Below are 14,783 nucleotides of genomic sequence, written 5' to 3'. Positions count from 1 at the left end.
AAATGTCTATGAGCTTGCCGCTTTTTCCGCTGAACACGGTGTTGTTTCCTGGCTGCATCCTCGATTTGCAGATCTTCGAGGCGCGCTACCTGGACATGATCAGTCGCTGCATGAAGCAGGGCGGCGGCTTCGGCGTGGTGTGCATCCTCGACGGCGAAGAAGTCGGCATCGCCCCGGCGGGCTACGCTCTGGTCGGATGTGAGGCGCTGATCACTGATTTCAAACAGCAGGACAATGGCTTGCTGGGCATTCGGGTGCAGGGCGGACGGCGTTTCCACGTGTTGCGCACCGAGATTCAGCGCGATCAGCTGACCGTCGCCGACGTCGAGTGGCTGGAAGACGAGCCTGAGCAACCGCTGCAGGACGAGGACGCCGACCTGGTTGCGCTGCTCAAAGCCTTGGCCGAACACCCGATGGTCGAAGCATTGAACATGGGCACCGAAGCGACCGGGCAGCAGTCATTGGCCAATCAGTTGGCGTATCTGTTGCCGTTTGCCGAAGTGGACAAGATCGACCTGCTGCAACTCGATGATCCGCAGCAGCGACTGGATGCGATTCAGGCGCTGCTGGATGAGTTGCAGGGTGAGTTGTTTGCCTGAGACTCGCTAAAAGAGCGCAGTCCGTAGCAGCTGTCGAGCCTGCGAGGCTGCGTTCGGCGGCGAAGCCGTCGTAAACCCTGCATGTAAGGTTCTCCTGGCACACGTCGTTGGCTGATCTCACGACGGCTTCGCCGCCGAACGCAGCCTCGCAGGCTCGACAGCTGCTACACGCTGCTAATCGGCATCAGTAGGCATATCTCAACATCGCATGCGGTAAGTGCCGCAAAGCAAAGAACCCGAACAGCGCCACCATCGCCGGCAACACCAGCCACCACACCTTCGGTGGCAAGGCGTTGAGCGGCGCCGGGCGTTGACTCAGCCACAAACTCGCGGCACACACGCACGCTGCCAGCATCGCGCCGGCCAGCACATCCGTTGGCCAGTGCGCGCCCAGGTACACCCGCGACAGGGCAATCGCCAGCGCTGGCAAGCAACCTAACAGCAGCCAGGTCAGGCGCATGCGCGGTGGTTGTCCGCGGCCGGCCAGCACGGCCAGCGTCAGAAACAGCGCAAAAGAGCCCGAGGCGTGGCCGCTGGGCATGCTGTAGCTGGTCAGGGGATCGCTCAACACTTCCGGGCGTACACGGGCGAAAAAGTGTTTGGTCGCGGTGTTGCCCAGCGCAGTGCAGAGCAGGGTGCTACCGGCGAAAATCGCCTGGCGCCATTGCCGGGTGAGCAACAGCAAACCCGTCAGCAGGGCGCTGAACAACAGCATGTTGCGAAACTCGCCGATCAGCGTGAACGTCACCGCCACTTCATCGAGCAGCGGGCTGCGGTGTTCCTGCACCAGGGTCATCAGGCCCTGATCGAGGGCGGTCAGGTGCGGATAGCCGATAAACAGTCCCGCCAGAATCAGAAAGCTCATTCCGGTAATCAGCATCGTCGCTTTGCGATGACGGCGCATGCTGCTGGTGATGCTCAGGCCCACCATGAGGGCGATGCTGCCGGCGACGATGCCGGCCTCAGGCCAGAACCCTTCCGGCAAAGGCAGGCGAATCGCCGCCCCCGTGGCCCAGCCGGGCAGCAGATAGGCAACGCTCCAACCGGTGGCAGCCAGCAGACTGACGGCGGCGAAGCGCGGGAAGGGCATGTCGAACATCCCCGCGACCATCGGCAACATCGGTCGCAGCGGACCGATGAAACGCCCGACCAACAGGCTGGCGATGCCGTAGCGCTGGAAATACGCCTCGGCCCCGGCGATCCATTCCGGATGATGGCGCAACCCTGGCAGGCGCCGGATGTTCTGATGGAAATGTCGTCCGAGGAAGTACGAAATGATGTCGCCCAGCACGCCGCCGAGGAACCCCAGCAACAGTGTTTCGCCCAGTGACAGCGCGCCGCTGCCGGCCAGAACCGCCACGGCAAACAGCAGCACCGTGCCGGGCACGATCAGCCCGGCAATCGCCAGGCATTCCACAAAGGCCACTATGAACACCGCCGCGGCCAGCCATTGCGGGTTGACCGTCAACCAACCGGTCACGCTATCGAGCCATGGGCCCATAAAAACAACTCCATCGACTATTCAATTGGCCCCAAGGGGCGAATGCACTTTTCAAAACACCGCCGGCCCCATGTGGGAGCGAGCCTGCTCGCGATAGCGGAGTGTCAGGCGACATCTACTTCGACTGTTAGTCCGCTATCGCGAGCAGGCTCGCTCCCACAGTGGATTTTTCCATCATTAAGTCAGCAAAAAATAATCGCGACCTTCGACCTGCCCCCGTCGCAAGGGGTTGCGCGAGCAATACGGCGCGTAAGCCGCATCGACGAAACGGTACATCAAATGCTCATCGCGCCCGTGCGGAATGCCCAGGCGCGTGGTTTGTATGATGTGAACAGGCGCCGGGCCGACATCTTCCACCAGCAGCACTTCATGGTCGAAGCGCTTGGCGTCCCAGACCGGCACCTTCAGGCCCAGCGCCTTGCAGAGCAAAGTTTGTCCAGCACAAAGCTTTTGCGAGGGGCGAGGGCGACCTTGGGCGTCGGGATTGTTTAACAGCATCTGCGCGAGGCTCGCCGGCCCGCTCAAGTCATCGATCCACGGATAGGCGGATTTGATCAGCACAGCATTGCCCGGACCCTGGGCGCTGAAGTTCAGGGAATCGCCGCCACGGGCGTAGTACATATAGATGTGGCCGCCATCCAGAAACAAAGCCTTACGTTTTTCTGTGTAGCCAAGGGAGGCGTGGCTGCCTTTTTCTTCGCAGTAATAGGCTTCAGTCTCGATAATTCGGGCGCTGAGCCACAGGTCGCCGACCCGGTGACGAATGACTTTGCCGAGTAAATCCCGGGCCAGCGTTTGGGCATCTCTGTCGAAAAATGCATCCGCGAGCCCCTTGGGCAGGCTCGTCGCGGACGTGCGAACAGTCAGGTTAGTCATGATGAACGGCGTTTATCAGGGCTGATTGAGTCGCGATGATAACAATTTGCGGCTTAATCACGGCTGAACGTCGGCAAATTGCCCTCCATTTCGACCATCCGCCCGTCACCGCTGTTAGTCCCGGGACGCGACAGCTATAATCTGCCGCTTTACTCTTTACCAAGACCTTAGCAAAGACCACTCCAGACCATGACTGAGTCCGTTCTTGACTACATGACCCGCCTGGGTCGCGCTGCCCGCGAAGCTTCTCGCGTCATCGGCCGTGCCAGCACCGCGCAGAAAAACCGCGCCTTGCAGGCTGCTGCCAATGCGTTGGACGCTGCTCGCGCCGAGCTGACGGCTGCCAATGAACTGGATTTGGCCGCTGGCCGCGCCAATGGTCTTGAGCCTGCATTGCTTGAGCGTCTGGCGCTGACCCCGGAACGCATCGACGGCATGATCGTCGGTTTGCGTCAGGTAGCGGCTCTGCCGGACCCGGTCGGCGCGATCCGCGACATGAGCTTTCGGCCGTCGGGCATTCAGGTCGGCAAGATGCGCGTGCCGTTGGGCGTGATCGGGATCATCTACGAATCCCGGCCGAACGTGACCATCGATGCCGCCAGCCTGTGCCTGAAGTCCGGCAACGCGACCATCCTGCGTGGCGGCTCCGAGGCGATTCATTCCAACCGTGCCATTGCCGCCTGCATCCAGCGCGGTCTGGCCGAAGCCGATTTGCCTGCCGCCGTGGTGCAAGTGGTCGAAACCACTGACCGTGCCGCCGTTGGCGCACTGATCACCATGCCTGAATACGTCGACGTGATCGTGCCCCGTGGCGGCCGTGGCCTGATCGAGCGCGTTAGCCGTGACGCCCGCGTGCCGGTTATCAAGCACCTGGACGGCATCTGTCACGTTTACGTCAGTGCTCACGCCGACCTGCCGAAAGCCCAGCGCATCGCGTTCAATGCCAAGACTTACCGTTATGGCATCTGCGGTGCCATGGAAACCCTGCTGGTGGACCAATCGGTCGCCAAGGATTTCCTGCCATCGATGGCTGCACAGTTCCGCGAAAAAGGCGTCGAGCTGCGCGGCTGCGAACGCACCCGGGCGATCATCGAGGCTGTTGCAGCGAGCGAAGAAGACTGGAACACCGAGTACCTGGCGCCGATTCTTTCGATCCGTGTGGTCGACGGGCTGGACCAGGCCATCGAACACATTAACAAGTACGGCTCCCATCACACCGATTCGATCGTCAGCGAAAACCTTGCCGACACCCGGCGTTTCGTCGCGGAAGTCGATTCATCGTCGGTGATGATCAACACCCCGACGTGCTTCGCCGATGGCTTCGAATACGGATTGGGTGCCGAGATTGGCATTTCTACTGATAAGCTGCACGCCCGCGGCCCGGTGGGCCTCGAAGGTCTGACCTGCGAGAAGTACATCGTGGTCGGTGATGGCCAGTTGCGCGGCCAGGCGTCGGACTGACTTGGGCGACCTCGACCTGTCAGCCCCGGTAACCGCCAGCGAGCCTGCGCCTCGACGCATTGGCATGCTGGGCGGGACCTTCGACCCGGTGCACATCGGCCATTTGCGCAGTGCGCTGGAAGTCGCCGGATCGCTGGCGCTCGATGAGCTGCGTCTGACACCCAGTGCCAGACCGCCTCATCGCGGTACGCCGCAGGTGTCGGCGAAAGACCGTCTGGCGATGGTCGAGTGCGCGGTGGCCGGTGTGGCGCCGTTGGTGGTGGATGCCCGCGAATTGCAGCGGGACAAACCGTCCTACACCATCGACACCCTGGAACTGATGCGCGCCGAACTGGCCGCTGAAGACCAGGTTTTTCTACTTTTGGGCTGGGACGCATTTTGCGGCCTGCCCACTTGGCACCGCTGGGAAGAGTTGCTCCAGCATTGCCACATCCTGGTGCTGCAACGCCCGGATGCCGACAGCGAACCGCCGGATGCCTTGCGCAATCTGTTGGCGGCACGCTCGGTGAGCGACCCGCTGGCCCTCAAAGGGCCGAGCGGACAGATTGCATTCGTCTGGCAGACACCGCTCGCGGTATCCGCCACCCAGATCCGTCAACTGCTGGCCAGCGGTAAGTCGGTACGTTTCCTGGTGCCCGACGCGGTCCTGGCCTACATCGATGCGCACGGACTCTACCGTGCGTCGAACTGAAAAAGGGCGCGCTTCAAAACACGTGAACGCGTGTACCGAAGCGCCCGAACATACGAGCAAAACGAGTTTTATATGACGAACAAAGACGTAACTAAAGTAAAGCGCAAAGGCACGTTCAAGAGCGCCCCGCTGCCAGTAGAAGTTCCAACCGGCCCTGAGCTGCGCGGCGAAGAGCTGGTCAAGGTTGCCGTAGCGGCCCTGGAAGACGTGAAAGGCCAGGACATTCAGGTAATCGACGTTCGTGAAAAGCAGAGCATCACTGACTTCATGATCATCGCTACCGGTACGTCCAACCGCCAGATCGGCGCGATGCTGGATAAGGTCCGCGAAGCGGTCAAGGCCCTGGGCGTCAAGCCGCTGGGTGAAGAAGGCAAGGGCGACAGCGACTGGGTCCTGCTGGATATGGATGATGTCATCGTGCACATGATGACCGCGTCGGCTCGTCAGTTTTACGACCTGGAGCGTCTGTGGTCCGGTGCAGAACAGAGCCGTGCTCTGAACGCGGCTCACCACAGCCCGGAAAACACCCATGAGCACTTCGTCAAGCTCAACAAAGACCAGCAATAAGGGACCGCTGTGCGACTGCGACTGATCGCCGTCGGTTCACGCATGCCCAAGTGGGTGGAAGAAGGCTGGCATGAATATGCCAAGCGTCTTCCGTCCGAGCTGGCGCTGGAACTGGTGGAAATACCGCTCAACACCCGTGGCAAGAACGCCGACGTGGCGCGCTTCATCCGTCAGGAAGGCGAAGCCATGCTGGCCAAGGTCGGGCCGAACGAGCGCGTTGTGACCCTCGAAGTCCACGGCAAGCCCTGGAGCACCGAGCAGCTGGCGGTCGAGCTCGATCGCTGGCGGCTGGACTCGCGCACGGTGAATTTCATGGTCGGCGGCCCCGAAGGGCTGGCGCCGGAAGTCTGTGCACGGGCCGATCAGCGCTGGTCGCTCTCGCCGTTGACGTTGCCGCACCCGCTGGTGCGAATCCTGATCGGCGAACAGCTGTATCGTGCCTGGACAGTCCTGTCCGGCCACCCTTACCACAAGTAGTTCTGCCCTCATGCCCCAGCCGATCCGCATCAAGGACCACGAAAAAGACGCCCGTCTGGTGCGTGGCCGCGTCGTGTTCGGGGCAATTGCGGTCGTGACGCTGATCGGTGTGCTGATCGCGCGGCTGTATTTCCTTCAGGTGATCCAGTACGAGTACCACTCGACCCTGTCGGAAAACAACCGCGTCCATGTGCAGCCGATTCCGCCGACTCGGGGCTTGATCTTCGATCGCAATGGCGTGGTGGTGGCGGATAACCGGCCCAGCTTCAGCCTGAGCATGACCCGTGAGCGCTCCGGCGAATGGCAGCAAGTGCTCGACGTGATCGTCGAAGTGCTGGAGCTGACGCCCGAGGATCGGGTGATCTTCGAGAAACGCATGCGTCAGGGGCGTCGGCCGTTCGAGCCGGTGCCGATCCTGTTCGAGCTGACCGAAGAACAGATCGCCCGCATCGCGGTGAACCAGTTCCGTCTGCCAGGCGTGGAAGTGGTCGCGCAGCTGGTTCGTCACTATCCGCAGGGCGCGCACTTTGCGCACTCGGTGGGTTACATGGGGCGGATCAACGAGAAAGAGCTCAAGTCTCTGGACCCGGTGAGTTACAGCGGCACCCATCAAATTGGCAAAACCGGCATCGAGCGCTTCTACGAGCCCGAATTGCACGGTCAGGTCGGTTACGAAGAAGTCGAGACCAACGCCCGTGGCCGCGTGCTGCGGGTACTCAAACGTACCGAACCGATTTCCGGCAAGGACATCGTCCTGAGCCTGGACATCAAATTGCAGGAAGCCGCCGAAGCTGCACTCGGCGGTCGCCGTGGCGCAGTGGTGGCGCTGGACCCGAAAACCGGCGAAGTCCTGGCGATGGTCAGTCAGCCGAGTTTTGACCCGAACCTGTTCGTCACCGGCATCAGTTTCAAGGCCTACTCCGAGCTGCGCGATTCAATCGACCGACCACTGTTCAACCGCGTGCTGCGCGGCCTGTACCCGCCGGGCTCGACCATCAAACCGGCCGTGGCAATTGCCGGCCTGGATTCTGGCGTTGTGAACGCGTCGAGTCGGGTGTTTGACCCCGGCTATTACCAGTTGCCCAACTACGATCACAAATACCGTAACTGGAACCGTACCGGTGACGGCTACGTCGATCTGGACACGGCGATCATGCGGTCCAACGACACCTACTTCTACGACCTGGCCCACAAGCTGGGAATCGATCGGTTGTCGGCGTACTTGAGCAAGTTCGGTATCGGCCAGAAGGTTTCGCTGGACATGTTCGAAGAGTCGCCGGGGCTGATGCCTACACGTGAATGGAAGCGTGCAACCCGGCGTCAGGCCTGGTTCCCCGGTGAAACGCTGATTCTCGGGATCGGTCAGGGCTACATGCAATCAACGCCCTTGCAACTGGCCCAGGCCACGGCGCTGGTCGCGAACAAGGGTGTCTGGAACCGTCCGCACCTGGCCAAGACCGTCGAAGGCGAGCGGCCGAAGGATGACAACCCGATGCCGGACATCATCCTGCGTGACCCGTCCGACTGGACCAAGGTCAACCACGGCATGCAACAGGTGATGCACGGCGCCCGCGGTACGGCACGCAAAGCGGCGATCGGCGCGCAATACCGCATCGCCGGCAAAAGTGGTACGGCCCAGGTGGTCGCGATCAAGCAGGGCGAGAAGTATGACCGCTCCAAGGTTCAGGAACGCCATCGCGACCACGCCTTGTTCGTCGGCTTCGCACCCGCCGACAACCCGCAAATCGTGGTGTCGGTGATGGTCGAGAACGGCGAGTCCGGTTCCGGCGTCGCCGCGCCCGTAGTGCGTCAAATCATGGACGCCTGGCTTCTGGACCAGGACGGTCGGTTGAAGGCCGAATACGCCAGCCCTATCAGTGCGGAGGCTACGGCCCGTGAAGAGTAATTTCGATCGCATCCTCTCCAGTGAGGATGTGATGCGTCGCCGCGCGACGCTGTTGCAACGCATGCACATTGACGGCCCGTTGCTGATCCTGCTGCTGACCCTCGCCGCCGGCAGCCTGTTCGTGCTGTATTCGGCCAGCGGCAAAAGCTGGGATCTGCTGGCCAAGCAAGCCACTTCGTTCGGCATCGGCCTGGTGTCGATGATCGTCATCGCCCAATTCGAACCGCGCTTCATGGCCCGTTGGGTGCCAGTCGGTTACGTGGTCGGCGTGCTGTTGCTGGTCGTCGTGGACGTCATGGGCCACAACGCCATGGGCGCCACGCGCTGGATCAACATTCCCGGGGTGATCCGCTTCCAGCCCTCGGAATTCATGAAGATTCTGATGCCGGCGACTATCGCCTGGTATCTGTCCAAGCGCACCTTGCCGCCGCAGCTCAAGCATGTGGGCGTCAGTCTGTTTCTGATTGGGTTGCCGTTTATCCTGATCGTGCGTCAGCCCGACCTCGGCACTTCGCTGCTGATTCTCGCCGGTGGCGCGTTCGTTCTGTTCATGGGCGGCCTGCGCTGGCGCTGGATTCTCAGCGTGATTGCCGCGGCTGTGCCGGTGGCGGTCGGCATGTGGTACTTCATCATGCATGACTACCAGAAGCAGCGAATCCTGACCTTCCTCGATCCCGAAAGCGATCCGCTGGGCACTGGCTGGAACATCATTCAATCGAAAGCCGCCATCGGTTCCGGCGGTGTGTTCGGCAAGGGCTGGTTGCTCGGTACCCAGTCGCACCTGGACTTCCTGCCGGAAAGCCACACCGACTTCATTATTGCGGTCATGGGCGAAGAATTCGGCCTGGTGGGTATTTGCGCACTGCTGCTGATTTACCTGCTGTTGATCGGTCGCGGACTGGTGATTACCGCCCAGGCCCAGACATTGTTCGGCAAATTGCTCGCGGGCAGCCTGACCATGACGTTTTTTGTTTACGTTTTCGTCAACATCGGTATGGTCAGTGGCCTGTTGCCGGTTGTGGGGGTGCCGTTGCCGTTCATTAGCTACGGAGGAACTTCGCTGGTGACGCTGCTGTCAGCGTTTGGGGTTTTGATGTCGATCCATACCCATCGCAAGTGGATCGCTCAGGTTTGAATAAGGTGAAGATTTCAATGCAAGTAATGCGTGGCTGGGCGACTCGATATGCGCCATGGGTCGGCCTGGTAAGCATCCTTGGCACAGCGCAGGAAGCGTTGGCCGGCGATTACGAAGGCTCACCGCAGGTGGCTGAATTCGTCGGTGAAATGACCCGCGACTACGGTTTTGCCGGTGAACAGCTGATGGGCGTGTTCCGCGAAGCCGAGCGCAAGCAGTCGATTCTGGACGCGATCTCGAAACCGGCCGAGCGGGTCAAGCAGTGGAACGAGTACCGCCCGATGTTCATCACCGACGCGCGCATCGCCCGTGGTGTGGACTTCTGGCGTCAGCACGAGGCGGTACTTGCCCGTGCAGAGCAGGAATACGGCGTGCCAGCGCAGGTTATTGTTTCGATCATCGGCGTCGAGACCTTTTTTGGTCGTAATACCGGCAATTTTCGGGTAATCGACGCCTTGTCGACCCTGGGTTTCGACTATCCTCCCCGTGCCGAATTTTTCCGCAAGGAATTGCGTGAGTTCCTGTTGCTGGCGCGGGAAGAGCAGGTCGATCCGCTGACCCTCAAAGGCTCTTACGCCGGGGCGATGGGTTTGCCGCAGTTCATGCCGAGCAGTTTTCGCGCCTATGCGGTGGACTTCGACGGTGACGGCCACATCAATATCTGGACCAATCCGGACGATGCCATTGGCAGCGTCGCCAGTTATTTCAAGCGTCACGGCTGGGTCGCCGGTGAACCGGTGGTCAGCCGCGCCGATGTGCGTGGCGATCAGGTGGACGAAGGTTTGACCACGGGCATCGAACCGACTAAAACCGTCGGGGAGTTGCGGGCGCTGGGGTGGTCAAGTCATGATGCGCTGCGCGATGATATGCCGGTCACGGCTTTCCGCCTGGAAGGTGACAATGGCCCCGAATACTGGATGGGCCTGACGAATTTTTACGCAATCACGCGTTATAACCGCAGCGTGATGTACGCCATGGCCGTACATCAACTGTCTGAACAGCTGGTCCAAGCACGGGGCGTCAAGTAATGCGGGCATTGCCTATGAATAAACCCCTGAAGCTGATGGCATTCGCCGCGTTGGCGGTGCTGGTCGCCAGTTGTTCGACCAGCCGTGCGCCGACCCAAAAGTCTTCCACCGCCGTGCGCGCAGCGCCAGGCCTGGACATCAACCGCGCGCACAAAGATGGCGCGCCGTGGTGGGACGTCGATGTATCGCGCATCCCGGATGCCACGCCGACCCTGCATACAGGTCCTTATAAAGCCAACCCATACACCGTGCTGGGCAAGACTTATTTCCCGTTGCAGGAATCCAAGACCTACGTGGCCTCGGGCACTGCGTCCTGGTATGGCACCAAGTTCCACGGTCAGAACACCGCCAATGGCGAGGTTTACGACCTGTACGGCATGAGTGCTGCTCACAAGACCTTGCCGCTGCCAAGTTACGTTCGGGTGACCAACCTGGACAACAACAAGAGCGTAGTCCTGCGAGTCAACGACCGCGGGCCGTTCTACTCGGACCGCATTATCGACTTGTCCTACGCCGCCGCCAAAAAACTCGGCTATGCCGAAATCGGCACGGCGCGGGTCAAGGTTGAAGGCATCGACCCGCAAACGTGGTGGGCTGCCAAAGGCCGTCCGGCGCCTTTGATGCTCAACGAGCCTCAAGTAGCGCAAAATGCCGCGCCGACGATTACCGCTTCGGCGGGGACGGTAGAGCAGTGGACGCCACCGCCGCAGCAACACGCTTCGGACACTGTGCCTGTGCCGATCGATGCAAAAAAAAACGCTTCTGTACCAGCCTCTGGCCAGTATCTGCAGGTGGGCGCGTTCGCCAACCCGGACGCTGCAGAACTCCTGAGATCGAAGCTCAGCGGGATGGTGAGCGCTCCGGTGTTCATCAGTTCGATCGTGCGCAATCAACAGACGCTGCATCGGGTGCGCCTGGGGCCGATCGGCTCGCCGGGTGAAATCCAGCAAGTGCAGAACAGTGTGCGCCTGGCCAATCTCGGTTCGCCGAGCCTGGTCACTGCCGAGTAATACGTAGTACTTGATTGACGGTTCGCTTGCGGTTTGGGGGGCGGACCTGGTTGTTGGCTCGTTAAAGAACAAAAGCCCGGCAAGGGTTCTGAGTGAACGACTGAACACGCGATGGCCCGTTAGAAGGCTGTCTGATTAGTTTTGCCCCTTAGGGCAGTTTCCATTAGCGATTTCGAGAGACGGATGAACATCACCACCTTTGCCAAACGCCTGTGTCTGCTAGTCCCGCTGCTCCTCTCGCCTGCCGCTTTCGCGGTCGAGATGATGCCGTCGCCACCGCAACTGGCCGCCAAAGCCTATGTACTCATGGACGCCAGCAGCGGCAACGTGCTGGTGGAGAACAACGGTGACCAGCGTCTGCCGCCGGCCAGCCTGACCAAGCTGATGACCGCGTACATCGCGACCCTGGAAATCCGTCGTGGCCAGATCGGCGAAAACGACCCGGTGACCGTCAGCGAAAACGCCTGGCGTACCGGCGGTTCGCGGATGTTCATCAAGGTCGGCTCGCAAGTCACTGTCAGCGATCTGCTGCACGGCATCATCATTCAATCGGGTAACGACGCCAGCGTTGCGCTCTCCGAGCACATCGCCGGCAGCGAAGACGCCTTCGCTGACATGATGAACAAAACCGTGGCCGATCTGGGCATGACCAACAGCCACTTCTTGAACCCGACCGGTCTGCCGAACCCGGAGCACTACTCGTCGGCTCACGACATGGCGGTGCTGGCTCGCGCGATCATCCACGAAGACCCGGCTCACTACGCGATCTACTCGCAGAAAGAGTTCTTCTGGAACGGCATCAAGCAACCTAACCGTAACCTGCTGCTGTGGCGCGACAAGACGGTCGACGGCCTGAAAACCGGCCACACCGACGAAGCCGGCTATTGCATGGTGTCTTCGGCTGTACGTGACGGCATGCGCCTGATTGCCGTGGTATTCGGCACCAACAGCGAAGTGGCTCGCGCCTCTGAAACCCAGAAGCTGTTGACCTACGGTTTCCGCTTCTTCGAAACCCAGACGTTCTATCAGAAAGGCGCCGAGCTGGCTCAGGCTCCTGTCTGGAAAGGCACCACTAATCAAGTCAAGGCCGGCCTGGCTGAAGACCTGACCATGACCCTGCCAAAAGGCCAGCTGAAAAAGCTCGCCGCCAGCATGACCATGAACCCGCAACTGGTTGCGCCGATCGCCAAAGGCGACGTAATCGGTAAAGTCGAAGTGAAGCTGGATGATAAAGTCGTGCACAGCGCAGACCTGATCGCTCTGGACGCGGTCGACGAGGGTGGTATCTTCCGCCGCATGTGGGATAGCATCCGTCTATTCTTCTACGGCTTGTTCAACTGAATTAGTGTGGACCTGCATGGCCCTGTTCCAATCCGGAGTGGGGCCATGTCCGTTGCCACGGCTTACGAGGCCGTTACGCCATGACAGACACCGAAGTAAAGGCGCCAAAAATCGAATTCCCCTGCGCGGATTACCCTATCAAGGTGATCGGCGACACCGGCGTGGGTTTCAAGGACAAGATCATCGCAATCCTTGAGAAACACGCGACCGTTGACCACAAGACCCTGGCCGAGCGCCAGAGTACCAACGGCAAGTACACGACCATCCAGCTGCACATCATCGCCACCGGTCAAGAGCAGCTGTACGACATCAACAGCGAGTTGCGGGCTACCGGTTTCGTGCACATGGTGCTGTGATGTCTGCCGCGGTGGGCTTTCGCGAGCTCGGCCAGATGGCTTACGAGCCGGTCTGGCATGCCATGCAACGCTTCACCAACGAACGCGGCAGCGATGCCGCGGACGAAATCTGGCTGGTCGAGCACCCACCGGTGTTCACCCAGGGGCAGGCCGGCAAGGCTGAGCACTTATTGCTCCCGGGGGATATTCCGGTGGTAAAGGTTGATCGCGGTGGTCAGGTGACTTATCACGGTCCCGGCCAATTGGTGGCCTACCTGTTGCTCGATGTGCGCAAGCTGGGTTTCGGCGTGCGTGACCTGGTCAGCCGCATGGAACAATGCCTGATCGAGTTGCTGGCCAGCTACGGCGTGACCGCCGTGGCCAAGCCTGATGCACCGGGTGTCTACGTCAATGGGGCGAAAATCGCTTCTCTGGGTCTGCGGATCCGCCACGGTTGCTCCTTTCATGGCCTGGCCCTGAATGTGGACATGAACCTGGAACCGTTTCGACGGATTAATCCCTGCGGCTACGCCGGGCTGGCGATGACCCAGCTGAGCGATCACGCAGGATCGATTGAATTTGCCGAGGTAAGTGCCCGGCTGCGCGCGCAGCTCGTCAAACACCTCGACTATGCTGAGCAGACGACCCTAACGGGCGGAATCGACTGATATGACTACTGATGCAGTGCAAACCATGATCCCGACGCTGGATGTCACCGAGCGTCCGGCCCCGCGTGCCAAGGTTGAAGCCGGCGTCAAGCTGCGCGGCGCCGAGAAGGTTGCACGTATCCCGGTGAAGATCATTCCGACCACCGAACTGCCGAAGAAACCTGACTGGATTCGCGTGCGTATCCCGGTTTCCCCGGAAGTCGACCGCATCAAGGCCCTGCTGCGCAAACACAAGCTGCACAGTGTCTGCGAAGAAGCATCCTGCCCGAACCTGGGCGAATGCTTCTCCGGCGGCACCGCGACCTTCATGATCATGGGTGACATCTGCACCCGTCGCTGCCCGTTCTGCGACGTCGGCCACGGTCGTCCGAAGCCACTGGACACCAACGAGCCGGAAAGCCTGGCCATTGCCATTGCCGACCTGAAGCTCAAGTACGTGGTGATTACCTCGGTTGACCGCGACGACCTGCGTGACGGTGGTGCACAGCACTTTGCCGATTGCATCCGCGAGATCCGCAAGCTGTCGCCGAACGTGCAGCTCGAAACCCTGGTCCCGGACTACCGTGGCCGCATGGACGTAGCGCTGGAAATCACCGCTGCCGAGCCACCGGATGTGTTCAACCACAACCTGGAAACCGTGCCGCGCCTGTACAAGGCCGCGCGTCCGGGTTCGGATTACCAGTGGTCGCTGACCCTGCTGCAACGCTTCAAGCAGATGATGCCGCACATTCCGACCAAGTCCGGCCTGATGCTCGGTCTGGGCGAGACCGACGAAGAAGTGATCGAAGTCATGAAGCGCATGCGCGAACACGACATCGACATGCTGACCCTGGGCCAGTACCTGCAACCGTCCCGCAGCCACTTGCCGGTCCAGCGCTTTGTGCATCCGGACGTGTTCGCCTGGTTCGCCGAGGAAGGTTACAAGATGGGCTTCAAGAACGTCGCTTCCGGCCCGCTGGTACGTTCCTCGTACCACGCTGACGAGCAGGCGAAACTGGTTAAAGCCGAGCTGATGTCGTCCTGATCGGCTGCAAGACATGAAAACGCCCGCAAGGCCTTGCGCCTTGCGGGCGTTTTTTTGCCTTGCCCACGGCAATCAGCGCTTTTTCCTGCAACTTGCGGGGCAACGAACCCTCTTCTGTTTGTCCCCGTTCCTGACTACTGTGTGCTTGACGCTTTCACGCAGGG

Annotated in this window: 15 protein-coding genes; 13 read left to right on the top strand and 2 right to left on the bottom strand. The window is 60.7% G+C overall.

What is annotated here, in order from left to right; genetic code table 11:
* Positions 1-8 precede the first annotated feature (8 nt).
* On the top strand, positions 9-599 hold the full coding sequence (locus AC3IUE_RS28640) for an LON peptidase substrate-binding domain-containing protein (RefSeq protein ID WP_056744550.1): 591 nt from the start codon (positions 9-11) through the stop codon (positions 597-599).
* Between the two features lie 184 nt (positions 600-783).
* On the opposite strand, the gene AC3IUE_RS28635 is transcribed toward AC3IUE_RS28640, so the two are convergent.
* Together AC3IUE_RS28635 and AC3IUE_RS28630 are read right to left on the bottom strand one after the other, a co-directional pair.
* Positions 784-2,100, bottom strand: a complete 1,317-nt coding sequence (locus AC3IUE_RS28635) for a bifunctional DedA family/phosphatase PAP2 family protein (protein WP_489264394.1) — start codon at positions 2,098-2,100, stop codon at positions 784-786.
* A gap of 177 nt (positions 2,101-2,277) precedes the next feature.
* Entirely contained in the window at positions 2,278-2,976 is a 699-nt protein-coding gene (locus AC3IUE_RS28630) for a DNA-3-methyladenine glycosylase (RefSeq protein WP_489264393.1), read from the bottom strand.
* Positions 2,977-3,165: 189 nt separating this feature from the next.
* Between AC3IUE_RS28630 and AC3IUE_RS28625 the strand changes: the two genes are divergently transcribed.
* The 12 genes from AC3IUE_RS28625 (at position 3,166) to lipA (ending at position 14,619) form a co-directional block, all read left to right on the top strand.
* Complete coding sequence (locus AC3IUE_RS28625; RefSeq protein WP_111451174.1) at positions 3,166-4,437, top strand: glutamate-5-semialdehyde dehydrogenase; 1,272 nt, start codon at positions 3,166-3,168, stop codon at positions 4,435-4,437.
* A gap of 1 nt (position 4,438) precedes the next feature.
* Positions 4,439-5,128 (top strand): nicotinate-nucleotide adenylyltransferase, encoded by a 690-nt coding sequence (nadD, locus tag AC3IUE_RS28620; protein WP_489264392.1) that lies wholly within the window; start codon positions 4,439-4,441, stop codon positions 5,126-5,128.
* Positions 5,129-5,200: 72 nt separating this feature from the next.
* Entirely contained in the window at positions 5,201-5,695 is a 495-nt protein-coding gene (rsfS, locus tag AC3IUE_RS28615) for a ribosome silencing factor (RefSeq protein WP_033054148.1), read from the top strand.
* A gap of 9 nt (positions 5,696-5,704) precedes the next feature.
* Positions 5,705-6,172 carry a 23S rRNA (pseudouridine(1915)-N(3))-methyltransferase RlmH gene (gene rlmH, locus AC3IUE_RS28610; RefSeq protein ID WP_007937439.1) on the top strand — a complete coding sequence of 156 codons (468 nt, stop codon included), beginning with the start codon at positions 5,705-5,707 and terminating at the stop codon, positions 6,170-6,172.
* Between the two features lie 10 nt (positions 6,173-6,182).
* Entirely contained in the window at positions 6,183-8,078 is a 1,896-nt protein-coding gene (gene mrdA / locus AC3IUE_RS28605; RefSeq protein WP_046048706.1) for a penicillin-binding protein 2, read from the top strand.
* A gap of 31 nt (positions 8,079-8,109) precedes the next feature.
* Positions 8,110-9,213 carry a rod shape-determining protein RodA gene (rodA, locus tag AC3IUE_RS28600; RefSeq protein WP_046048707.1) on the top strand — a complete coding sequence of 368 codons (1,104 nt, stop codon included), beginning with the start codon at positions 8,110-8,112 and terminating at the stop codon, positions 9,211-9,213.
* 17 nt (positions 9,214-9,230) lie between these two features.
* Complete coding sequence (gene mltB / locus AC3IUE_RS28595; RefSeq protein ID WP_347803401.1) at positions 9,231-10,241, top strand: lytic murein transglycosylase B; 1,011 nt, start codon at positions 9,231-9,233, stop codon at positions 10,239-10,241.
* On the top strand, positions 10,241-11,251 hold the full coding sequence (locus AC3IUE_RS28590) for a septal ring lytic transglycosylase RlpA family protein (RefSeq protein ID WP_461999941.1): 1,011 nt from the start codon (positions 10,241-10,243) through the stop codon (positions 11,249-11,251). Before mltB ends, AC3IUE_RS28590 begins: the two co-directional genes overlap by 1 nt.
* A 183-nt stretch (positions 11,252-11,434) precedes the next feature.
* A complete protein-coding gene (locus tag AC3IUE_RS28585; protein WP_462002852.1) occupies positions 11,435-12,592 on the top strand; it encodes a D-alanyl-D-alanine carboxypeptidase family protein in 1,158 nt (385 codons plus the stop codon).
* Positions 12,593-12,672: 80 nt separating this feature from the next.
* Positions 12,673-12,948: a DUF493 domain-containing protein gene (locus AC3IUE_RS28580; protein WP_008152827.1), complete on the top strand. Its 276-nt coding sequence runs from the start codon at positions 12,673-12,675 to the stop codon at positions 12,946-12,948.
* Entirely contained in the window at positions 12,948-13,595 is a 648-nt protein-coding gene (gene lipB, locus AC3IUE_RS28575; RefSeq protein WP_056744566.1) for a lipoyl(octanoyl) transferase LipB, read from the top strand. The genes AC3IUE_RS28580 and lipB overlap by 1 nt, the downstream gene beginning before the upstream one ends.
* Before the next feature lies 1 nt (position 13,596).
* Complete coding sequence (gene lipA, locus AC3IUE_RS28570; RefSeq protein ID WP_008152832.1) at positions 13,597-14,619, top strand: lipoyl synthase; 1,023 nt, start codon at positions 13,597-13,599, stop codon at positions 14,617-14,619.
* Positions 14,620-14,783 lie beyond the last annotated feature (164 nt).

It is taken from the genome of Pseudomonas sp. GL_093 (assembly GCF_057837605.1).
This window is presented reverse-complemented; position numbering and strand designations above follow the sequence as displayed.

Bases quoted from the DNA above. Each gene is read 5' to 3' on its own strand.
- AC3IUE_RS28630 (WP_489264393.1), bottom strand. From the start codon at position 2,976: ATGACTAACCTGACTGTTCGCACGTCCGCGACGAGCCTGCCCAAGGGG.
- AC3IUE_RS28590 (WP_461999941.1), top strand. From the start codon at position 10,241: ATGCGGGCATTGCCTATGAATAAACCCCTGAAGCTGATGGCATTCGCC.
- AC3IUE_RS28585 (WP_462002852.1), top strand. From the start codon at position 11,435: ATGAACATCACCACCTTTGCCAAACGCCTGTGTCTGCTAGTCCCGCTG.
- lipA (WP_008152832.1), top strand. From the start codon at position 13,597: ATGACTACTGATGCAGTGCAAACCATGATCCCGACGCTGGATGTCACC.
- mrdA (WP_046048706.1), top strand. From the start codon at position 6,183: ATGCCCCAGCCGATCCGCATCAAGGACCACGAAAAAGACGCCCGTCTG.
- rsfS (WP_033054148.1), top strand. From the start codon at position 5,201: ATGACGAACAAAGACGTAACTAAAGTAAAGCGCAAAGGCACGTTCAAG.
- lipB (WP_056744566.1), top strand. From the start codon at position 12,948: ATGTCTGCCGCGGTGGGCTTTCGCGAGCTCGGCCAGATGGCTTACGAG.
- AC3IUE_RS28625 (WP_111451174.1), top strand. From the start codon at position 3,166: ATGACTGAGTCCGTTCTTGACTACATGACCCGCCTGGGTCGCGCTGCC.
- AC3IUE_RS28640 (WP_056744550.1), top strand. From the start codon at position 9: ATGAGCTTGCCGCTTTTTCCGCTGAACACGGTGTTGTTTCCTGGCTGC.
- mltB (WP_347803401.1), top strand. From the start codon at position 9,231: ATGCAAGTAATGCGTGGCTGGGCGACTCGATATGCGCCATGGGTCGGC.
- AC3IUE_RS28635 (WP_489264394.1), bottom strand. From the start codon at position 2,100: ATGGGCCCATGGCTCGATAGCGTGACCGGTTGGTTGACGGTCAACCCG.
- AC3IUE_RS28580 (WP_008152827.1), top strand. From the start codon at position 12,673: ATGACAGACACCGAAGTAAAGGCGCCAAAAATCGAATTCCCCTGCGCG.
- rodA (WP_046048707.1), top strand. From the start codon at position 8,110: ATGCGTCGCCGCGCGACGCTGTTGCAACGCATGCACATTGACGGCCCG.